This window comes from Halogeometricum sp. S1BR25-6 (assembly GCF_031624495.1).
In the GTDB taxonomy this organism is placed as follows: Archaea; Halobacteriota; Halobacteria; order Halobacteriales; family Haloferacaceae; genus Halogeometricum; species Halogeometricum salsisoli.
Genome location: NZ_JAMQOP010000002.1, coordinates 768,314 through 788,638 on the forward strand (window position 1 = coordinate 768,314; position 20,325 = coordinate 788,638).

Genomic DNA, 20,325 nt, shown 5'->3' on the forward strand with positions numbered 1-20,325 from the left:
CGTCCGGTATGAGTATCTTGGAGGACGCGCGCGAGGTGGCCGCGCAGAGTCCCGTCTGCGACCCGTGTCTGGGCCGCGTCTTCGCGGACCGGAGTTTCGGGCTGACGAACGCCGAACGGGGCCGAAGCCTCCGCGTCGCCGCCGCCCTCGAAGACGACGAGGAACCCGAGGACGTCTCGCGGGAGGACTGCTGGGTGTGCGAGGGCGAGTGCGCCCGGTTCGACGAGTGGGCCGAACGCTGCGCCGACGCCGTCGAGGGTATCGAGTTCGACACGTACCAAGTCGGGACGCGCGCGCCGCCGCTTGTCGAGGAGAACGAGGTGCTCCTCCGCGAGGGCGCCGGACTCGCCGAGGACGCGGGCGAACTCTTCAAGTCGGAGTTCAACCGCGAGGTGGGCAAGCGGTTCGGCCGACTCACGGAGACGGAAGTCGAGTTCGGCCGCCCGGACGTGCAGTTCCTCCTCGACATCGACGCCGACGCCGTGGAAGTCGAACTCAACTCCACGTTCGTCTACGGGCGCTACCGCAAACTCGAACGGGACATCCCGCAGACCGAGTGGCCGTGTAACAAGTGTCACGGGACGGGCTACCTCGGGAAACAGCCCTGCGACAAGTGCGACGGGACGGGCTACATGTACCAAGAGAGCGTCGAGGGTCTGACCGCCCCCGTCGTGATGGACGTGATGGACGGCACGGACGCGAAGTTCCACGGCGCCGGCCGGGAGGACGTCGACGCCCTGATGCTCGGGACGGGCCGGCCGTTCGTCGTCGAAATCATGGAACCGCGCCGCCGTCACGTCGACGTCGAGCGTCTGGAGGGGGACATCAACGCCTTCGCGGAGGGGAAAGTCGAAGTCGAGGGCCTCCGCCTCGCCGCCTACGACATGGTCGAACGCGTGAAGGAGTTGAACGCCTCGAAGCGCTACCGCGCCGAGGTGGAGTTCGGCGACGACGTCTCCGAGGACGAACTCGCCGACGCCCTCGCCGAACTCGACGGGGCGACCATCGAACAGTACACGCCGAACCGCGTCGACCACCGACGGGCGGCGCTCACCCGGACCCGCGAGGTGTTCGAGGCGACGGGCGAATGGAAAGACGAGCGACACGCCACCGTCGAGGTGCACGGCGCCGGCGGCCTCTACATCAAGGAACTCGTCTCCGGCGACGAGGGACGCACGGAACCGAGTCTGGCGGGCCTCCTCGACGTCGACGCCGCCGTGACGGCGCTGGATGTGACGGGCGTCTACGGCGTCGACGAGAAGTTCGAGAACGAGTCGTTCTTCCGCGACGAACCGCGGTAACGGGGTCCCCTCCCCGATCCGTTGCCGGAGTGACCAACACAACGTTTAGGAACTTCCGGCCGCGCCTACGAGTGAGAGCAGATACCATGTGTCACCACTACGAGTCGAATCCGGAGTGGGAAGCGCTCGTCGAGAAGCAACTTCGCGCCGAGTTCGAGGAGGACGACGGACTGGAGGAATCACCGGACCGGGCCGACCCGCCCCTCGCCGACGACTGAGCGCCGCCCGCTCTCCGCTCTTTTCTCGACGCCGACCGCAACCGCTTAGTCGTCGCTGTCCGCCGGAGGAGGTATGACAGACGGGTCGCCCGTCCTCGTCGGCAGCGACGAGGCGGGGAAGGGGCCGGTGCTCGGACCGATGGTCGCCGCGGCGGTGCGCGCCGAGGCCGACGCACTCCCGGCGGATATAGACGACTCCAAGCGCCTCTCGCCGTCTCGCCGCGAGGAGATAGCGGCGACGCTCCGCGAGAGCGACGGCGTCGAAATAGGCGTCGTGTTCGTCGACCCCGAGCGCATCGACCGCCCGGACACCGACATGAACGCGCTGACCGTCGCCGCGCACGTCGAGGCCCTCGCCGGCGTCGCGCGCGAGGGCGACGAGGTGGTGACCGACGCGGGCGACGTGGACGCCTCGCGGTTCGGGAGACGCGTCCGGGCGGGCGTCGAAGAGGCCGGCGTCGCCGTCTCCGTCACGGCCGAACACCGCGCCGACGAGACGTACCCGCACGTCGGCGCGGCGAGCGTCGTCGCGAAAGTCGAACGCGACGCTCGGATGGCGGCGGTCGGCGAGGCGTTCGCGGCGTACGGTCCCGTCGGAAGCGGCTATCCGAGTGACTCGACGACCCGCGAGTTCCTCAAAACGTACGTCGAGGAGACGGGAGAGCTACCGGACTGCGCGCGGGCGTCGTGGTCGACGTGCGACGACGTGTTGGCGGCGGCGGCGCAGTCGTCGCTGGGCGAGTTTTAGTCGGCGGGCGAGGAGAAACGATTGGGGTGGGGAGAGGGAGGACGGAACGGCCGTCAGCGCATCTCGGCCAGCGAGACGTACGACTCCCGCTTGGCGGAGACCCACGTCGTGACGCGTTCCTCGTCGTCGGCGTGAAGTGGGTAGATTGTACACTCGTCGGACTCGTCGTCGTACTCGACGACGGTCGAGACCAGCGTCTCCGAAGCGGTTGCGACGTGCGGGGCATCTGCGTTGTCCGTCAGGGTGGCGTCGGTTGACATAGTGTACGTACTCCGTTGTCTACGTCGTCTCCCGCGCGAGCGGGCAACTACGTCTGCGTCGCGGTACAGTTTACAGTACATTCTCCTACGCAGTTAAACGATAGCCTATACGATTAGGGCGTCGCCGCCATGAAAATAGACGGACGGTAGCGGGGTGGTCGGAGACCGCCGTGAACCGTAGAGTGGGGCGCCCTGCGATGCGTACCGGCGGTCCTCAGCGGTCGATAGTCATCAGCGCCCGAAGGATGTCACCGTACGCCGGGCGGGTGATGAGGACGCCGACGAGAACGCCGAGGATGGTGAAGATGGCGAAGCCCTGAAGGTCGCCGAGCGACAGCACCGCCAGCGGCGACATCGCCACGATAGTCGTCGCAGCGGCGGCGCCGATGACCCAGAACGCCTTGCGGAAACGCGACTGGAAGATGCGCCGCGAGGAGACGTCGCCCTCGGCCATCACCTCGTCGGCGATGATGATGAGGTCGTCCACCCCGGTCCCGATGACGGCGATGAAGCCGGCGATGACCGAGAGGTCGAGCGGATAACCGATGGCCGCCGCGGCCCCGAGGAGGATGACCACCTCCGAGAGCGCGGTGACGATCATCGGCGCGGCCACCTTCACGTCGCTGTAGCGGACGAAAACGACGCCGCTGACCGCCAGCACCGCGATGATACCGGTGATGAGCGAGTCGATTTTGAAGCTCTCACCCTGACTGGGCGAGACGTAGGAGGTGGTTCCCCCGTCCTGACCGGAGAGGTCGAGTTCCGCCGGGAGCGCCCCCGCGCGGAGGTTGATTGCGACCTGCTGGGCCTCGGAGGTGTTCCGGGCGGTCAGGACGAACTCCGGGCTGTTCGCCCACTCGCCGCTCCGCATGCTGCTCGCGAGGCCGCCGTCCATCCCGAACGCGTTGACGACTTCGCCGTCGACGACCAACAGGAGACACGGTTGGGTGCTGTTGGGGTTCTGGTCGTACGTGCAGGAGGTGCCGCCGGGTTGTGCGATACCGGTCCGGACCAGCGACTGCTGGAGTTCGGGGGCGACCGAGGACTTGATGGTGACCGGCACGGACGGGCCGGTGCCCTGTTCCTGCACGGAGCCGATGGTCTGGAAGTCGTTCTGCTGGAGGACGACCTCCGAGCGGTAGGTCGTCGAGCCGTTCTCCTCAACCGGGTAGTACGCCTGGACGACGACGGTCCCGCGTTCGGAGACGAGTTGGCGGACCTCGCTCGTGTCGCGGTTCGGCACCTCCACGCGGATGAAGTGCTGGCCCGTCGCCGTCGTCACCTGCTGGACGGACCCGCCGGAGAGGCCGGCCTGGTTGATCTTGTCGGTGAGGATGCGGACGACCTCCTCGCGCGTCGCGGCGGTGACGCCGTCGCGAACCGTCTCGAACCCGTAGCCGGACGATTGGAGCGCGTTCCGGAACTCGTCTTGGGTGACGTTCTCGGCGGTCACTTCGACCGTCGTGGCGTTGGCCGACTGGCGGGCGATGACGTCGGTCACCGTGGCCTCTTCGAGGTTCGAGGCGACGGTCTGTTCGACCACGCGCGGTTGGTCGCCGCCGAACTGGACGCCCTCGGCGGTCACGCCGACGAGGGGGGCGCGGATGCGCGTCCCGCCGGAGAGTTCGAGGCCGAACTGCAGGTTCGTCGGCCCGGTGTCGGTGGCGTTGCCGACGCCGCCGGACCCGGAGTCCGCCCCGAGCGTCGGCGAGAACAGCGCGAACGTGGAGGCGAGGAGGAAGACGACGAGGAGGATGACCCGCCAGTTGTCTCGGAGACCCGCCATCACCGACGCACCCCCTCGAACTTGTACCAGCGAAGCAGGCTGAGGTTGAGCATGTAGGTGTTCATCAGGTCGGCGGCGAGACCGAACACGAGGACGGTCCCGATGGCCGCGAGCAGTTGGATGCCGAACAGCGTCGCCGTGATGGTCATGACGACCATCGCGGCGATTGAGGTGAGCGTCATCGTCACCCCGGTCCGCATCGCGCGGTACGTCGACTCGTAGAAGTCGCCGGAGCGCCGGAGGATGTGGTTGTTCAGGAGGATGTCCGAGTCCACCGAGTACCCGATGAGCATCAGGAGGGCGGCGACGGTCCCCAAGGAGAGTTTGATGCCGAGGAGGTTCATCAGGGCGACGGGGATGACGATGTCGGAGAACGCCGAGATGACGACGGCGACGGAGGGGACGAACGTGCGGAACATGGCGAAGACGAGGATACTCATCCCGAGGAAGGCGGCGGCGACCCCGCCGAGGGCGAGCCACTGGGTGTCACCGCCGAAACTGGCCGACACCGAGGAGATGGAACGGACCTCGAAGCCGGCCCGTTCGGCCTGTTGGGCCAGACTGTTCGCGTCCGTTCCCGACTGGAACGTCACGATGTACAGTCCGCTCTCCGCCGGAACGGACTGGACGGAGGCGGGTTCGGCGTCGAACGCCTGCTGGATCTGTTCTCGGGCGTCGCCGGAGCCGTCGACGACGACCTGAATCTCCGTCCCGCCGGTGAAGGCGATACCCTGGTTGACGGGGACACCCGTCATGACGTACCACCCTGCGATGACGAGGAGCGCGACCGCCAGCACCGCCAGGGGGACCGCGGCGAGTTGGCGGTTCGTGTACCGGGTGTAATCTACCTCCGGTACCGTGAAGTCGACCATGCGTGGCGTTCGTCACGGTCCCCGAATAAGCCTTCTTATACGCCCCCACGCGTCGACTGCCGATACGGCGGTGCGTACGACCGTGAGACGTTTTGGCGCCGGGGACCTATCGGGTGTATGGGCGACGGCAACGCGGACGCGACGGCGGCACCGAGAGAGCACGACGAGGCGCGCCGGGTGGTCATCTCCTACCCCGACGACCTCAGCGCGTGGGCGCGCGACCAACTGGAGACCGACCGGTTTCGGCTCTACCTCCGGCGGGTGCTGGAGGACCTGACGCCGGGCGACACGTGGGAGGAGTTCGTCGACGTGGGCTGTTGCGGGAACTCTCTGGACGTTCCCCTGCGCATCGAGTCCGTCGACGGCGTCGAGACGATGGGTCCCGACACCGAAATCGAGTACGCGACGCGCGAGAGCGAACCCGGCGAGGTGGCCGGCGGCTGGCAGGTCCAGAGCGCCGACGGGCCGACGCCGACGAGCGGCAAGGACCGCGAGAGCCGCGAAGAGCGGTCCTGAACGGCCTCAGGCGAGCGCGCCGTTCGTCAGGTCGAGGACGATACCCACGATACCGAGGACGAACAGGACGACGAGCGACCAGAACCACAGGTCGCTGTCGGCGATACGCTGAATTCCGTCGTCGGTCGTCCCCCGGGAAGCGCTCCGAGCCAGCGTCGCCAGCACGAACAAGCCGAACGCTGCGAATACGACCCCAAACAGGGTGATACCCTCGGTGAAAAACTCGACGAGGCTGTCGACGACGAGCGCGAGCGCGTACAATCCCATGCAGACGACCACGACGCGTTCTCTGTCCATACCGGGCCTCATCGCCGGACGACGATAGCTCTTGGGCGACGACGAGCGATCAGAGAAAACGGAAGACGGCGCCGACGGCGAGGAGGACGACGGCGATGGTCTGCGGCCAGAAGAACCAGTCCCGTCGGGCGAACTGCCCGAAGCCGTACTCGTCGTCCTCGTGGCGCAGGTTCCAGAGACCGGACCCGACGAGCAGCAGTCCGCCGAACGCGGACAGCGCGCCGCCGAGAGAGAACCCCCGCGTCGCCATTATCCACGCGCCGGCGACGAGGTAGAGAGCGCCGACGCACGCGTACTGGATCACCAACGCTCGGACTCGGTCCATGTGGGGACAGTTCGAGCGGCCGGTATAACAGCCCACCGTCCTACGGTCCGGTTCGATTCGGAGGAAGGGCCGAGTGCGCCGCGGCGTCTCCCCGGGGAACGGTCAGGGCATGTACCGGACGACGACGACGCCGGGGGCGGTCCGAATCTCGACGCGGTTCACGCCGAGTCGGGCCGCCCGGGACAGCGTGTTCTCCGCGTCGTCGGCCACGTCGGTGGCGGCCTGCTCGGTCTCTTCCTCGGGCACGGTGATGACGTGAATCTCGCCCGTCCCGGCGCGCTCCTTTTGGGTGAGTTCGCCCGTCGGTTGCGACGCGGCGACGTCTCGGGAGTCCGCCGTCGGCGACTCGTCGGACAGTTCGATGGTGAGCCCCCACCGCGACTCAATATCGACGAGTTGGTACGACACGTTCATCGGCGGGTCCGGGGCGACGACGCCCGTGACGGCGTCATGGCGTTCGACGCCGGGGTTCGACGACAGCGTGTGCACCTGCCCGGTGTCGACGTTCTTCAGCACCGCCGAGTCCTTGTCGGCGGCGGTCACGAGGAACGTCCCCTCGACTCGCTCGTCGTCACCGTCGCTCGGCCCCGCGTCGCCGAACGGTTCGTCTCGGCCGACTCCGTCGTCCTCGGTCATCGCCCGCGAGTAGGCGCGGCGGCCACTTCCGGGTTTCGTCACGCTCTCGGCGTCGCTCCGTCCCGAGAAAGTCAGCCGAACAGTTTGTGCGCGGCGGCGACCAGCAGGGCGCCGCAGAGCGGGACGACCCACGACAGCGCCTGCGGAACCGCGTAGAGAAGCGCGACGAGCGGCGCGAACGCACCCGACGGCGGGGGGCGCGTCACCGTCTCGCCGTCCAACACGAACGTCTCGGGCATCGACGCGACGACGCCCAAGTAGAGGGAGAACAAGAATAGGTAGCCGGCGACGGCGAGCGCCACCTCGTACCGCGGCGTCGACTCGATGTCTCGTCGATACCGACGGGCGACGGCGAGCGTCGGCGCGACGGCCGGGAGGACGACGAGAAGACCGATGACGATGAAGAACGCCCGCGAGAGCGTCAACGACCCGCCCTGCACCGCCGCCGTCCGGCCGAGGAGGACGACGATGGCGGCGACGACGAACAGCGAGACGAGGGCGACGGCGAACGCGCTGAACACCACGTAGGATTTGAACAGCAGCGACCGACTGCGCCGGAACGCGTAGGGAAAGGCCCCGAATACGCCGTTGTAACCCGTTGCCATCGCCGGAGGTTAGGGGCGGCGGCTCTTGAGCGAACCGGTCTCGTTCGTTGTAGCCGGTTTGGACGGCTGCGGCCGTCACGGTTCGGTAGTCGGCGTCAGCGATGGATATACTTCCGACAACACCCTGAAAGTCCCGACGCGCTGGACTCGGGAGCCTCGCTGCGCTCCTCATCGCTCACTTCGTTCGCTCCTGCGGTGCTTGCGTCGGCTGCCTTCGTCTAGCGCGCCGCCCCTTTCAATCCCACCCGCGTGGCCCGCTTGGCCGCCGTCGGGGGCGTTCGTGGTCTTCTCGTCTCCGACAGCGACTCCGGAGGAGCGGAGAGGAATACTTCGAACAATACCCACCTTTTTGCTCGCCCCCGTCGGGCGTTCAGGTATGCGAGTAGACCTCGGCAACGCGCTCTCGACGACGCCCGGTGTCTCGGAGTCGTCGCTCGAACGATTGGACGAACAGGTCGCCGCCGCCCACGAGACCATCGAGTCCGGACGGGCGGACGCCGAGCACGGCTACGCCGCTTTGAACCTCCCCGATACCGCGGACCCCGACGCGATTCGGTCGGCCGTCGAACCGTTCGACTCGCCCGACGCCGTCGTCACCGTCGGCATCGGCGGGAGCGCCCTCGGCGCGGCGACGCTCTCCTCGGCGCTGTCGGAGCCGTCGGACCCCGACGCCTACTACCTCGACAACGTCGACCCCGAGCGCGTGACGTGCCTGCTGTCGACGCTCGACCTCTCGGAGACGGTGGTCAACGTCGTCTCCCGGTCGGGGACGACGGCCGAGACGCTGTCGAACTTCCTCGTCGTCCGCGAGGCGATGGACGACGCCGGCGTCGACTGGACCGACCGGACGTTCGTGACGACCGGCGAGGAGGGCAATCTCAGAAATCTGGCCGAGAAACACGACCTCCCGTCGCTGCCGGTTCCGGACGGCGTGCCGGGTCGGTTCTCCGCGCTCTCGACGGTCGGACTGGCGGTGTCGGCGATTCAGGGTCACGACCTGGAGGCTCTCCTCGCCGGCGCGCGCGCGGAGTCCGAGCGGCTCTCGGGGTCGCTGTTCGAGTCGCCGGCCTACGCCTACGGGGCGGCGTCGTACGCCCTCGCGAACCGGGGCGCGCTGACGAACGCGATGATGCCCTACAGCGAGGACCTGGAGTACTTCGCGGAGTGGTTCGCGCAACTGTGGGCCGAAAGCTTGGGGAAGGACGGACTGGGCCAGACGCCTGCGCGCGCCCTCGGCGCGACGGACCAGCACTCCCAACTGCAACTGTACCGCGCCGGCCCCCGCGACAAACTCGTGACGCTCGTCCGACCGACCGAACGCGAGGACCGGGCCATCCCGGAGACGGACCTGGAAGGACTCTCCTACCTCGGCGGCTCTTCGCTCGGCGAACTCTTAGATGCCGAGTTCGAGGCGACGGAGGCGAGCCTCGCGGCCGCGGGCGTCCCGAGTGTGCGCATCGAGATAGACGCGGTGGACGAACGCGGACTGGGAGAACTGCTCTACGGGATGGAGGCGGCGTGCGTGCTGTACGGCGAACTCGCGGGCGTCTCGACGTTCACCCAACCGGCCGTCGAGTGGGGCAAGCGCGCCGCGCGCGGACTGCTCGGCGGCGGCGACTTCGAGGAGGCCGAGGCGGTGTCCGAGAAGACGCACCTCATCGTGGAGTAACCGCCGGACCGGCACCTCTATCCGCCGCCGCACCGTACCGCCGGCAACGAATGGCATCCGACGTGTCCTCCTCGTCCCGGTCGGACCTCCAGACCGCCCTCCGTGCGTTCGGCGGCGTCGTCGTCGTCGTCCTTCTCGTCCTCGTCTGCGCCACGATATTCGTCTCGCTCGGGACGGCTCTCCTGCGGGCCGTCGGTATCGACCCGACCGGCGCGCTCGGAACGGCGCTGGTCAGCGCCTCCCAGTTCGTCGGCTTCGGCGTCGCCGCCGGGGGATATCTGACCGTCACCGACCAGTGGGAGCTGATCCACCGACGGCTCCCGACCGGACGCGACCTGAAGTGGGCCGCCGTCGGCTTCGGCGTCCTCCTCGTCCTCTATCTCGTCATCAGCTTCGGCTTCACGCAGTTGGGAATCGACAGCGGCGACAGCGCCGTCGCGGCGACGGCCGAAGGCCAACCGGTGCTGTTCCTCTACTACATCCCCGTCACCCTCCTCCTCGTCGCGCCGACGGAGGAACTCGTCTTCCGCGGCGTCGTGCAGGGGCAGTTCCGCCGCGAGTACGGCGTCACCTTCGCCGTCGCGGCGTCGAGCGCGGTGTTCGCGGCCATCCACTTCACCTCCTTCACGGGCGAGGGGGCGCTGGTCACGTTGGGCGTCGTCCTCGTCCTCGGTGCCGTGCTCGGCGCAATTTACGAGAAGAGCGAGAGCCTGCTCGTGCCCGTCGTCGCCCACGGACTCTACAACACCGTCCAGTTCGCCGCCAGTTACGCGCTGGCGGTGGGGCTGGTTTCGGGGTAGTCGGAGAAGTCAGAGAAGTCGGAGAGAGAGAGCCGCGCCGCTCGGGGGCGTGAAAAACGGAGAATCGAACCGCGCGGCGGCCGCGGCTACGCGGGGTTCTTTCGCGCGAGGTCGCTGCCGCAGATGGGACAACGCTCCTTCTGTTCGTCGAACTCGCGCCCGCAGCCCTGACACTGGAACCGCCAGTCGCGTTGCTCCTCGATACCGTCCTGCGCGATGGCGTTCACCGCCACGTTGACCCGTTCGGCGACGTTCTGCATCGCGTAGTCGTCGGTGACGAGGGTGGCGTCGAGTTCGAAGGCGGCGGCCAGAAGGCGGATGTCGGTGTCCGAGAGCGTCTCCCGGTCGCCCGTCTCGCCGGCGGCGCGGCGAATCTTCTCGACGGTACCCGACGCGGGGATGTGGATGTGCATCCCCGCCCCTTCCATCGCGTCGAAGCGGAAGGAGGCCTCGCCCTCCAGTTCCTCTGCGACGAGGGGAATCGAGGCCGTCTGGTCGTCGGTGTGATACTCGTGGATGAACGCGGAAGAGTCGAGAACCTGCATCTGCTGGTGTCTGTGTTGCTCCTTAACGCTGGACGACGATGTAGTCTTTTACGGCTTGAACGCTGGAGACGGGAACGCGGAAGCGCCCGTCCTCGTCCCGGTCGAAGGGAATCTTCTCCGAGCGGACCTCCTCGTGCGGCGAGACGAGCAGGTCGTGCAGCGTCCCGGTCTTCAGATTCATCGTGATGTTGTACAGCATCCCGAGTTCCGTCCCGTCGGCCCCCATGACGGCCTTCCCGGAGAGGTTCTCGGCGAGTACGTCGGCCATGACCGGAGATATTCGACCACGGTTACATAAGTGCCACGGGGTTCGTCCGACGACCGTCCGACGCCGCGACCGGCCGGCGGCGCGAGCGCCGGAACGCGATTCGGCCGAAATCGGCGGACTCCCCGTGTCTCGCGTTCACGCGCGTCCGGGCGTGACGATGGACTTAACTTCGGCGCCGCCCGCCTATCCGTACGAACTTCTCGGAGTGACTCTTCATGTCTGACACCGACGCCGACGCTGACGCCCCTCCCGCAACCGAATCGAACGCACTCCGGACACCCATCGTCGCCGTTCTCGGGCACGTCGACCACGGCAAGACGACGCTGCTCGACAAGATACGCGGCTCGGCGGTCTCGGAGGGCGAAGCGGGCGCCATCACCCAGCACATCGGCGCCACGGCGGTCCCGCTCGAAACCGTCTCGCAGATGGCCGGGAGCCTCGTCAAACCGGAGGACTTCGACCTGCCGGGACTCCTGTTCATCGACACGCCGGGGCACCACTCCTTTTCGACGCTCCGGTCGCGCGGCGGCGCCCTCGCCGACATCGCCATCGTCGTCGTCGACGTGAACGACGGCTTCCAACCGCAGACGCTCGAAGCCCTCGACATCCTCAAGCGCACGGGCACGCCGTTCGTCGTCGCCGCGAACAAGATAGACACGACGCCGGGGTGGAACCCCCAGGACGGGTCGCCCATCCAAGGGAGCTACGAGGGCCAATCCGAGAGCGCCCGCGGGCGACTCGACGAGAACCTCTACGAGATAATCGGGAACCTCTCGGACGAGGGGTTCTCCGCCGACCTCTACTGGCGCGTCCAGAACTTCCAGAAGAACGTCGGCGTCGTCCCCCTCTCGGCGATGACTGGCGAGGGCATCCCGGACCTCCTGGCCGTTCTGATGGGCCTCTCCCAACGCTACATGAAAGAGGAGATGGAGATAGACGTCTCCGGTCCCGGCGCGGGGACGGTCCTCGAAGTGAAAGAGGAGCGCGGGTTCGGCGCGACGGTCGACGTGGTGCTGTACGACGGGAGCGTCCGCGAGGACGACGTCATCGTCGTCGGCGGCGTCAACGGCCCCATCGTCACCGAGGTGCGCGCCCTCCTGCAACCCCGTCCGAACGCCGAAATCCGAACCGAAAAGCGGTTCGACAAAGTCGACGAGGTGCGCGCGGCGGCCGGGATAAAGATAGCCGCGCCGGACCTCGACGACGCGATGGCGGGCGCGCCCATCCGCGTCGTCCGCGACCGGAGCGAGGAGGAGGTCATCGACGACGTCACCTCCGAACTGGCCGAGATAGAGGTCGACACGGCCGACGAGGGCGTCGTCGTCAAGGCCGACACGCTCGGTAGTCTGGAGGCGATGGCGAACGCCTTGAAGGAGGCCGAGGTGCCCATCCTCCGCGCCGAGGTGGGCGACGTCGCGCCGCGCGACGTGGCCGTCGCGTCGACGGCCCGCGAGGACGAACACAAGGTCATCCTCGGGTTCAACGTCGACGTCCTGCCGAACGCCGAGGACGAACTCGACGGCGCCGAGGTGCGCCTGTTCAGCGACGACGTGATATATCAGCTCGTCGAAGAGTACGAGGAGTTCGTCGAGGAACGCCAGCGGGCACAGCAGGAGACGGTGCTGGACAAGATCATCCGCCCCTGCCGGTTCCGCATCCTCGAAGACCACGTCTTCCGGCAGTCCGGCCCTGCCGTCGTCGGCGTCGAGGTGCTCTCGGGCACGCTGAAGAACAACACGAACGTCGCCAAGTGGGAGGGGAGCAAGCCCACCCGCGTCGGCCAACTCTCGGGTATCCAAGAGCAGGGCGAGGACGTCTCGGAGGTCCGCGCCGGCAACCGCGTCTCCATCGCCATCGACGGCCCCACCGTCGGTCGGCAGATAGAGGAGGGCGACGAACTGTGGACCGAGTTGCCCGAGAAGCACGCGAAGATACTCGAACAGGAACTCTCCGACGAGATTCCGGCCGACGAACTCGAAGCGCTGACCGGCTATCTGGACAAGCACCGCCAGCGCGACCCCTTCTGGGGGAAGTAGCGGCTCCGACGACCGAGTCGGATTCGGGACGCTCGGCTGAGAGTAACGTTTAGTACGAATCCGCCGGTAGTGATTCGCGGAGGGAGTACGATGCGCGTCAGGAAAACTCCTACTGGCGAGGCGGTCGGACCGGTTCTGCAATCGCGTTACGACTGGCTCTTGGTTACGCTACCGCTCCCGATGCTCCTCGGCGTCGCCGTCGCGGCGGCCGCCGACGTCCCCGCCGCGTTCGGCGTCAGCGCCGGCGGACTCCCCTCGGCGGCGATGCTACTCTACGCGCTGTTCGTGGACCCGCCGCTCTCGGACTGAAAAGCGAGTCCCAGCGAGACGAAAGCGGGTCGGACGGGCGGCGCGGAGCCGAGAGAAACGTCTTATCGGGCAGTTGGCGTCAGGTCGTCGCCGACGGCGCTCATCACCTGGAACGCGGCGGAGGCGGCGAGGCCTCGGGCCACTTCGTCGCGGTCGTCGTCGGTGAGGCCCGACTCCAAGTCCTCCTCGTCCGGGGTGAACCCGGCGCTGATGGGTCGACCGATCGGCGGGTGGACGGCGACGGTGGCCTGCGGCCCGTTCGACCCGTAGGAGAGTTCCGAGCCCACGGCGTAGCCCTCGGGGAGGTACGTCTGCGTGCGCGAGACGATTCCGGCGACGGCCTCGCGGAGGTGCCGTACCTCCGACGTCGAGAGTTCCGATTCCTCGGGACGACCCGCGTCCACCACACCGGGCGCGCCCGCGTAAGGGTTGTTTCCGTTCATGAGGATGAGTCGTGGTGCCTACGTGAACGCCGCAGATAAAGCCGTCGGAGGGACCGAGAACCGCCGTCGTCGGAACTCGGACTAAAGGATGGACTCGCTCCGTCCGTAGGCGGCGAGTGCGACGGCGGTGGTGTAGCCCTCGCCGTCGTTCTCGGCGGTCGCCAACGAGACGCGTTCGTCCTCGAACGTCCACTCGCGGAGGCCGCGACCCGCGTCGAGACCCTCCTCGACGGCGCGGCGGACCGCGTCGGGGTTCTCGCCGGACGCCTCGTAGAACAGGCCCGGACCGGGACCGGTCGTCCACCCGAGACCCGCCGAAACGGTGCCCACGCCGCCGGTGGTCGCCCGCGCCTGGACGACGGTGAGTCGGTTGCCCGCCGGTCCGAGGTCCGGGGCGGCGTCGACCGCTTCGACCGTCGCCTCCGCGGGGATGACCGAGGAGACGGCGACGAGGTTGTAGTTGTGGACGTTGGCCGCCGCGAGGGCGGCGTCGTAGGACGCCATCTTCGTGGGGGCGGTACCCACGCCGCGGACGACGTAGATGGTGCTCATCGTCGGAGAACGTCGCCGCGGAGAATAAGGGGTTACGGAACGCCGGTCGACGCGGGCCGCGCGCGGCGCGGCCGCGAAGTGCCCCTCGGGCGTCTCGCGTCGGCGTCAGTACTGGTAGTCGGTGAGACCGGGAATCGAGGTCGACTCCTCGGAGTCGCGCAGTTTCTCGAGGGCGTCGTCGAAGTCCTCGCGGCGGACCTCGGTGCGTTCGTCGCGGATGGCGTACATGCCCGCTTCCGTCGTCAGCGAGGCGATGTCGGCGCCGGAGTAGCCGTCGAGTTCCTCGGCGAGTTCCTCGAAGTCCACGCCGTCGGCGACGTTCATCTCCTTGGTGTGAATCTCCAGAATCTTCACGCGACCCTCGGGGCCGGGGTTCGGCACCTCGATGAGGCGGTCGAAGCGGCCCGGCCGGAGGATGGCCTCGTCCAGCATGTCGAAGCGGTTCGTCGCCGCGATGATGCGAATCTCGCCGCGGTCGTCGAAGCCGTCCATCTCGGACAGCAGTTGCATCATCGTGCGCTGGACCTCGGCGTCGCCGGACGTCTTCGAGTCCGTGCGCTTCGAGGCGACGGCGTCTATCTCGTCGATGAAGATGACGGCGGGTTCGCGGTCGGCCGCGAGTTCGAAGAGGTCGCGGACGAGGCGCGAGCCCTCGCCGATGAACTTCCGGACGAGTTCGGAGCCGGCCATCTTGATGAACGTCGCGTCCGTCTCGTTCGCGACGGCCTTCGCCAGCATCGTCTTCCCGGTACCTGGCGGGCCGTGCAGGAGGACGCCGGACGGCGGTTCGACGCCGACCTTCTCGAACATCTCGGGGTTCGTGAGGGGGTCCTCGACGGCCTCGCGGACCTCGCGGACCTGCTCGTCGATGCCGCCGATGTCGTCGTACGTCACGTCGGGGGAGGCGTCCACCTCCATCGCCTGCGCGCGCGAGTCCGTCTCGTCGTCGAGGACGGACTGGATGGCGAACGAGTCGTTGATGGCCACCCGGTCGCCCGCCTCAACCTGCGATTCGAGGTGCGGGGAGGTGTCGGTGAGAACCTCCTGGTTGTTGCCGTGTTGCTTGATGACGACGCCGTCGTCGGTGACCTCCTCGACCGTCGCGATGTACAGCGAGGAGGTCTTCAGCGTCTCGTTGCGACGCTTCAGTTGGTCGACCTCGTCTTGTAGGTCGTCCCGACGGTCTGTCGCCTCCGAGAGGCGGTCGTCGAGTTCTCGGTTGACCTCGGTGAGACGCTCGAAATGCTGCCGGAGCGCAGACAGCCGTTCGGCGTCCGACATCTCGGGGTCGAGGTCGAGCCGAGGACGTTCGGGAAGCGAGGGGCTTCTAGACATCTGCTATCGAGGCTTGGAGGTGCGCATAAATGTGCCTTTGGGTACCCCGGAGGTTTTGTGACCGCCCGTCTCCGGGAGCGAACGGCCGAAACCCACAAGTGGTGTCTCAGTCTCCGGCGGGGGAGTCGGTCCGCCGGAACCGAAGTTCGAAGGCGCTGCCCGTCGGGTCGCGCGGCCGATAGCGCACTGACCCGCCGTAGAACGCCAGCAGTCGGTCGACGAAAAAGAGGCTGAGTCCCTGTCCGTGCCTGAGTTGGGACTCTTCGGTGCGGCCGAACAGATACTCCGAGCGGTCGGCGTCGATACCCAGTCCGTCGTCCTCGACGGTCAGCGTCACCGCCGCGTCCGTCGCCGTCGCCGACAGCCACACCGTCGCTTCCTCGGCGTCGTTGTACTCGACGGCGTTCTCGACGACGGCGCCGACAGCGCGGGGAAGCGCCTCGTCCGCGAGCACCCAGAGAGGGGAGTCGGGGAGGTCGAGGTGGAAGGTGGCCTCGTCGGCGCGCACCGCGTGCGTCGCCTGCCCCCCGCCCCCGACGTCGTCGACGACCGCCTCCACCGTCGCAGTGAGGTCGACCGGAACGAGCGCCGACGAGGAGCGTTCGAGGAGTTCGTGCAGGTCGCGGGCCGTCTCGGCGCGTTCGAGCAGTCGGTCGACGCGGCGTATCGCCTGGTCGACGAGTTCGCGCTCCTCGGCCGGGACGGCGTCCCGCACCGTCGAGAGCACGCCGCCGACGACGTTCGCGTCGTTCCGGACGTTGTGTCTGAGCACCCGGTTCAGCACGCTGACCGTCTGCTCGCTCCGGCGCCGCGCCGAGAGGTCGATGAAGATGCCCGTGTAGCCGACCAGTTCGCCGTCGTCGACGAGCGGAAACGTCGTCCCGCGGCCGTAGGCGCGTTCGCCGGACTTCGTGACCGCCTCCAGCTCCCCCTCCCACGGTTCGCCGACAGCGAGGCGGGCGGTCATCGCCTCGTACGTCTGGGGGTCGTTCACGAGAAACAGCGGGAGGGTCCCGAGCATCTCCTCGCGGGAGTAGCCGGTGAACTCCAAGCAGGCCTGATTCACGTCGACGATGGCGAACGACTCGTCGGTCACCACCGTCGGGTTCGGCGTCTCGTGGAGTATCAGCGGGTAGACTTCGGGCGGGAGCGAATTCATATCACGGTTCGTACCTATCGGGGAACGAACGTACCGAGGAGGCAGACCCGAATCTATCTTTCGGTGGAACCGACGCGTTCGCCCTGGTAGCTTCCGTCGTACACGCCGTCGTGATTCGCCCGCGCGAGGACCAGTTGAGCGACGCGCGCGCCGGGTTCGAGTTCGACGTCGTAGTGGACCTGCAACAGACCCTCCCCCCGCCCCTCGTATCCGGCGTCCCAGACGGCCGTGTTGAGCATGCAGGAGTTGCGCATGAGCGACGACCGGGGGTAGAGAAACCCGACGTGCCCCTCGGGGATGGCTATCGTCTCGGCGTACTGGAGGACGTACCCGCCCGGCGGGAGGACGTAGACGCCGTCGTCGAGGGAGACGGACTCGCGGTCCCCGATTCGCTTCCCGTCGACGCCCAGTCGCCCCGGCGAGACCTGTTCGAGCACCGACTCCAGCGTCAGGTCGACGCCGTTCGGTTGGACCTGCGAGTCGGCCGTCGGTTCGACGTGGTCGGCGACGAACGCGCCTGAACGGAACATACCGGGGAGCGTTCGAGGAGACGCAAAGCGCTGTCGTTCCGCGCCGGGCGGGGACGTGGTGCGACCGGTCCGTAGCCGTCGAATCGCGAGCGGAGATTCCGGGTGTTCTCCCCCCGCGGAACGGTGACAACGTACGGACAGTTTGGCCGCGGTAGCGCCGACGATGCTGATTTCGGGGGCGAGAAACGTTCGCGCCAGCGAGTCAGTATCGCCCGTCAACGCGTACGTTCATCATTATCTAAGGCGGATTGAATATGCGTATAAGGGACATACCTCCGACCTCAAACACGCGGGATTTATAATCGTAGACGGTCGAAATTAGGACGATATGGGACAGACGCTTACGGAGAAAATTCTCGACGATCACCTCGTCGAAGGGGAACTCGAACCCGGAGAGGAGATCGGAATCGAGATCGATCAGGTCCTGACACAGGACACGACTGGGACGATGGTCTGGCTTCAGTTCGAGGCGCTCGAACTCGACGAAATCCAGACGGAACTGGCGGCGCAGTACTGCGACCACCAGACCTACCAGTTCGACTTCAAGAACACCGACGACCACCGCTTCCTCCGTTCGGCGGCGGGCACGTACGGCGCGCACTTCTCGCGCCCCGGCAACGGTATCTGCCACAACGTCCACAAGGAGAACTTCGCCGCGCCCGGCAAGACGCTCCTCGGGTCGGACTCGCACACGCCGACGCCCGGCGGTCTCGGCGAACTCGCCATCGGCGCCGGCGGTCTCGACATCTCCGTCGCCATGGGCGGCGGCGCCTACTACGTCGAGATGCCGGAGGTCGTCAACATCCGCCTCGAAGGTGAACTCCCCGAGTGGGCCACCGCGAAGGACGTTATCCTCCACCTGCTCCGCGAGCTCTCCGTGAAGGGCGGCGTCGGCAAGGTGTTCGAGTACACCGGTCCCGGCGCGGACTCGCTGACCGTCCCCGAGCGGACGACCATCACCAACATGGGTACGGAACTCGGCGCGACGTCCTCCATCTTCGGCACGGACGAGAAGACGAAGGACTACCTCGCCCGGCAGGACCGCGAGGACGAGTACGTCGAGCTCTCGCCCGACGAGGACGCCGAGTACGCCGACCAGATCACGGTCGACCTCTCGGACCTCGAACCCCTCATCGCCAAGCCGTCGATGCCCGACAACGTCGTGCCCGTCAGCGAAGTCGCGGGCGAGTCGGTCGACCAGGTCATCGTCGGTTCCTGTACGAACGGCGGCTACGAGGACATCCTCCCGGCCGCGAAGATGCTCGAGGACCGCGAGGTCAACAAGAAGACCGAGATGATCGTCGCGCCCGGTTCGAAGCAGGCCTCCGAGATTCTCGCGCGACAGGGTTGGACCGCCGAGATGATGGCCGCCGGGGTCAACTTCTCCGAGGCGACGTGCGGTGCCTGCATCGGCATCGGTCACGTTCCGGCCTCCGACTCCGTCTCGCTGCGGACGTTCAACCGGAACTTCGAGGGTCGCTCCGGCATCGAGGACGACTCCGTCTACCTCTGCTCGCCGGAAGTCGCCGCCGCCGCGGCGCTGAAGGGCGAAATCGTCGACCCGCGCGACCTCGCCGACGAACTCGGTGACATGGAAGCGCCCGGCATCGAACTGCCCGACAAGTACGACGGCTCGAAGGCCGACCTCATCTCGCCCGACGAGGCCGTCGACGACGAACTCATCAAGGGTCCGAACATCGGTAACGCGCCCATCGGCGAGCCGCTTGAGGCCGACATCCGCGGTGAGGCCCTCCTGAAGATGGAGGACAACATCACCACGGACCACATCATCCCGGCCACCTCGGACATCCTCAAGTTCCGCTCGAACATCGAGAAGCTCTCGGAGTTCACGCTCTCGCGCGTCGACGACACGTTCGCGCAGCGAGCGATGGACTCGGACGGCGGCGTCCTCGTCGCCGGCGAGAACTACGGTCAGGGCTCCTCGCGCGAGCACGCCGCCATGTGCCCGCAGTTCCTCGGCATCGAGGCCGTGCTGGCGCAGTCGTTCGCCCGCATCCACAAGGCGAACCTGTTCAACTTCGGCATCCTGCCGCTCGCCATCGACGAAGAGACCTACGAGAAGATAGAGCAGGGCGACGACATCGAAGTCGTCACCGACGTCGCAGAGGCCGTCAACGCCGGCGAGGACGAGTTCACCGTCCGCGTGAACGACGACTGGGAGGCCACCGCGACGCTCAACGCCTCCGAACGCGAGCGCCGTATCCTCGCGGCCGGCGGTAAGCTCCGCCTCACGAAGGAGCAGTACGCCGAAGAGGACGGTAGCGGCGCGACGCCCGCCGACGACTGAGGACTGATCGGTCCGGTACGCCGACACGCCGTTCTTTTTTGACCCCCGCGACCGAGAGCGGCGACGCCGGCCGTCGCGGGAGTTCCCCGGCCGCGACGCATCGCGAACGCGTTCGGTGCGACCGACCAGCGCATTTTTGCGCGAGCCCGTTCTATCCACAGGGAGTGAGCGAGGGAACCCCCGAACCGAACGGCGGGACGGCCGACGGCGCGACGGACGCCGACGCGACGGCGAACGGCCCGCTGGCGGACGTGACGGTCCGCGGGGCGGAGCGCGCGGACCTGCTGGACGTGCTTCGCATCGAGAAGCGCTGTTTCACGGAGCCGTGGCCGTACACGGCGTTCGAGTCGTTCCTCGAGGAACCTGGCTTTCTCGTCGCCGAACGGGAAGGGAGCGTCGTCGGCTACGTCGTCGCCGACGTGATGCCGAACCACGGCCGCGACATCGGCCACGTCAAGGACATCGCCGTCGCCCCCGAGGCGCGCGGCCTCGGCCTCGGGCGGTGCCTCCTCCGGCGCGGACTCCTCTCGCTGTCGTTCTCGGGGGCCGCCGTCGTCAAACTCGAAGTTCGCGTCGGGAACGACCCGGCGTTGTCGCTGTACCGGGACGTCGGGTTCGACCCCGCTCAGCGGGTCCCCTCGTACTACGCCGACGGCGAGGACGCCTACCTCATGATGCTCGACCTGAGCGAGTGGCACGGCTGAGGCGCGGTCGTTCGGACCGCCGTCCCGGTTCTCCCCCCTCCGCCTCCGCTCTCCTCTCCACCGCCTCCGCTCTCTTCCCCACCGCCGCGTTCGACGACCGTCC

The 20,325-nt window shown here is 67.5% G+C and carries 24 protein-coding genes; 10 read left to right on the forward strand and 14 right to left on the reverse strand.

The annotated features are described in order from the left end of the window. Positions 1 to 8: 8 nt before the first annotated feature. The 3 genes from NDI76_RS14020 to rnhB all read left to right on the forward strand — a co-directional run bounded on the left by NDI76_RS14020 (position 9) and on the right by rnhB (position 2,267). Positions 9 to 1,301: a tRNA pseudouridine(54/55) synthase Pus10 gene (locus NDI76_RS14020; protein ID WP_310924707.1), complete on the forward strand. Its 1,293-nt coding sequence runs from the start codon at positions 9 to 11 to the stop codon at positions 1,299 to 1,301. Positions 1,302 to 1,372: 71 nt separating this feature from the next. After that, complete coding sequence (locus NDI76_RS14025) at positions 1,373 to 1,519, forward strand: hypothetical protein (protein ID WP_310924708.1); 147 nt, start codon at positions 1,373 to 1,375, stop codon at positions 1,517 to 1,519. Positions 1,520 to 1,592: 73 nt separating this feature from the next. Further along, a complete protein-coding gene (rnhB, locus tag NDI76_RS14030) occupies positions 1,593 to 2,267 on the forward strand; it encodes a ribonuclease HII (RefSeq protein WP_310924709.1) in 675 nt (224 codons plus the stop codon). A 53-nt stretch (positions 2,268 to 2,320) separates the two neighbouring features. On the opposite strand, the gene NDI76_RS14035 is transcribed toward rnhB, so the two are convergent. The 3 genes from NDI76_RS14035 to secF form a co-directional block, all read right to left on the reverse strand. Beyond that, on the reverse strand, positions 2,321 to 2,527 hold the full coding sequence (locus tag NDI76_RS14035) for a DUF7511 domain-containing protein (RefSeq protein WP_310924711.1): 207 nt from the start codon (positions 2,525 to 2,527) through the stop codon (positions 2,321 to 2,323). Between the two features lie 214 nt (positions 2,528 to 2,741). Continuing rightward, positions 2,742 to 4,313: a preprotein translocase subunit SecD gene (locus NDI76_RS14040; RefSeq protein WP_310924712.1), complete on the reverse strand. Its 1,572-nt coding sequence runs from the start codon at positions 4,311 to 4,313 to the stop codon at positions 2,742 to 2,744. Beyond that, entirely contained in the window at positions 4,313 to 5,185 is an 873-nt protein-coding gene (gene secF / locus NDI76_RS14045; protein WP_310924713.1) for a protein translocase subunit SecF, read from the reverse strand. Before secF ends, NDI76_RS14040 begins: the two co-directional genes overlap by 1 nt. A 117-nt stretch (positions 5,186 to 5,302) precedes the next feature. On the opposite strand from secF, the gene NDI76_RS14050 reads away from it, so the two are divergent. Next, on the forward strand, positions 5,303 to 5,701 hold the full coding sequence (locus NDI76_RS14050; protein ID WP_310924714.1) for a DUF7968 family protein: 399 nt from the start codon (positions 5,303 to 5,305) through the stop codon (positions 5,699 to 5,701). 6 nt (positions 5,702 to 5,707) lie between these two features. Here NDI76_RS14050 and NDI76_RS14055 read toward each other — a convergent pair whose 3' ends face one another. From NDI76_RS14055 to NDI76_RS14070, 4 genes are all read right to left on the reverse strand, one after another. After that, positions 5,708 to 5,998 carry a hypothetical protein gene (locus NDI76_RS14055; protein ID WP_310924715.1) on the reverse strand — a complete coding sequence of 97 codons (291 nt, stop codon included), beginning with the start codon at positions 5,996 to 5,998 and terminating at the stop codon, positions 5,708 to 5,710. 49 nt (positions 5,999 to 6,047) lie between these two features. Next, positions 6,048 to 6,323 (reverse strand): hypothetical protein, encoded by a 276-nt coding sequence (locus tag NDI76_RS14060; protein WP_310924716.1) that lies wholly within the window; start codon positions 6,321 to 6,323, stop codon positions 6,048 to 6,050. 102 nt (positions 6,324 to 6,425) lie between these two features. Continuing rightward, positions 6,426 to 6,959: a DUF5812 family protein gene (locus NDI76_RS14065; RefSeq protein WP_310924974.1), complete on the reverse strand. Its 534-nt coding sequence runs from the start codon at positions 6,957 to 6,959 to the stop codon at positions 6,426 to 6,428. Positions 6,960 to 7,030: 71 nt separating this feature from the next. Beyond that, complete coding sequence (locus NDI76_RS14070; protein WP_310924717.1) at positions 7,031 to 7,564, reverse strand: DUF8056 family protein; 534 nt, start codon at positions 7,562 to 7,564, stop codon at positions 7,031 to 7,033. Positions 7,565 to 7,940: 376 nt separating this feature from the next. Here NDI76_RS14070 and NDI76_RS14075 point away from each other — a divergent pair, with 376 nt between their 5' ends. Then, positions 7,941 to 9,233 carry a glucose-6-phosphate isomerase gene (locus tag NDI76_RS14075; protein WP_310924718.1) on the forward strand — a complete coding sequence of 431 codons (1,293 nt, stop codon included), beginning with the start codon at positions 7,941 to 7,943 and terminating at the stop codon, positions 9,231 to 9,233. A gap of 50 nt (positions 9,234 to 9,283) precedes the next feature. Beyond that, positions 9,284 to 10,033 (forward strand): CPBP family intramembrane glutamic endopeptidase, encoded by a 750-nt coding sequence (locus NDI76_RS14080; protein WP_310924719.1) that lies wholly within the window; start codon positions 9,284 to 9,286, stop codon positions 10,031 to 10,033. A gap of 86 nt (positions 10,034 to 10,119) precedes the next feature. On the opposite strand, the gene NDI76_RS14085 is transcribed toward NDI76_RS14080, so the two are convergent. Continuing rightward, positions 10,120 to 10,578 (reverse strand): NOB1 family endonuclease, encoded by a 459-nt coding sequence (locus NDI76_RS14085; protein ID WP_310924720.1) that lies wholly within the window; start codon positions 10,576 to 10,578, stop codon positions 10,120 to 10,122. 22 nt (positions 10,579 to 10,600) lie between these two features. Continuing rightward, positions 10,601 to 10,846, reverse strand: a complete 246-nt coding sequence (locus tag NDI76_RS14090; RefSeq protein ID WP_310924721.1) for a PRC-barrel domain-containing protein — start codon at positions 10,844 to 10,846, stop codon at positions 10,601 to 10,603. A gap of 215 nt (positions 10,847 to 11,061) precedes the next feature. Between NDI76_RS14090 and infB the strand changes: the two genes are divergently transcribed. Both infB and NDI76_RS14100 read left to right on the forward strand, forming a co-directional pair. After that, complete coding sequence (gene infB / locus NDI76_RS14095) at positions 11,062 to 12,882, forward strand: translation initiation factor IF-2 (RefSeq protein WP_310924722.1); 1,821 nt, start codon at positions 11,062 to 11,064, stop codon at positions 12,880 to 12,882. 90 nt (positions 12,883 to 12,972) lie between these two features. Further along, complete coding sequence (locus tag NDI76_RS14100; protein WP_310924723.1) at positions 12,973 to 13,191, forward strand: DUF8015 family protein; 219 nt, start codon at positions 12,973 to 12,975, stop codon at positions 13,189 to 13,191. A gap of 62 nt (positions 13,192 to 13,253) precedes the next feature. Here the strand turns inward: NDI76_RS14100 and NDI76_RS14105 are convergent, their stop codons facing one another. The 5 genes from NDI76_RS14105 to NDI76_RS14125 all read right to left on the reverse strand — a co-directional run bounded on the left by NDI76_RS14105 (position 13,254) and on the right by NDI76_RS14125 (position 17,429). Continuing rightward, positions 13,254 to 13,634 (reverse strand): DUF5811 family protein, encoded by a 381-nt coding sequence (locus NDI76_RS14105; protein ID WP_310924724.1) that lies wholly within the window; start codon positions 13,632 to 13,634, stop codon positions 13,254 to 13,256. Positions 13,635 to 13,715: 81 nt separating this feature from the next. Next, positions 13,716 to 14,186: a pyruvoyl-dependent arginine decarboxylase gene (locus NDI76_RS14110; RefSeq protein WP_310924725.1), complete on the reverse strand. Its 471-nt coding sequence runs from the start codon at positions 14,184 to 14,186 to the stop codon at positions 13,716 to 13,718. Between the two features lie 105 nt (positions 14,187 to 14,291). After that, the gene (gene pan2 / locus NDI76_RS14115; RefSeq protein WP_310924727.1) at positions 14,292 to 15,521 is read right to left on the reverse strand and encodes a proteasome-activating nucleotidase Pan2; all 1,230 of its coding nucleotides are present in this window, start codon (positions 15,519 to 15,521) and stop codon (positions 14,292 to 14,294) included. Between the two features lie 106 nt (positions 15,522 to 15,627). Beyond that, on the reverse strand, positions 15,628 to 16,680 hold the full coding sequence (locus NDI76_RS14120; RefSeq protein WP_310924728.1) for a PAS domain-containing sensor histidine kinase: 1,053 nt from the start codon (positions 16,678 to 16,680) through the stop codon (positions 15,628 to 15,630). 53 nt (positions 16,681 to 16,733) lie between these two features. Next, positions 16,734 to 17,429, reverse strand: coding sequence for a deoxyuridine 5'-triphosphate nucleotidohydrolase (locus NDI76_RS14125; protein ID WP_310924729.1), 696 nt, complete (start codon positions 17,427 to 17,429; stop codon positions 16,734 to 16,736). A gap of 109 nt (positions 17,430 to 17,538) precedes the next feature. On the opposite strand from NDI76_RS14125, the gene NDI76_RS14130 reads away from it, so the two are divergent. Together NDI76_RS14130 and rimI are read left to right on the forward strand one after the other, a co-directional pair. Further along, entirely contained in the window at positions 17,539 to 19,518 is a 1,980-nt protein-coding gene (locus NDI76_RS14130; protein ID WP_310924730.1) for an aconitate hydratase, read from the forward strand. 242 nt (positions 19,519 to 19,760) lie between these two features. Beyond that, positions 19,761 to 20,222 carry a ribosomal protein S18-alanine N-acetyltransferase gene (rimI, locus tag NDI76_RS14135; protein WP_310924975.1) on the forward strand — a complete coding sequence of 154 codons (462 nt, stop codon included), beginning with the start codon at positions 19,761 to 19,763 and terminating at the stop codon, positions 20,220 to 20,222. The last annotated feature ends 103 nt before the right edge of the window (positions 20,223 to 20,325 follow it).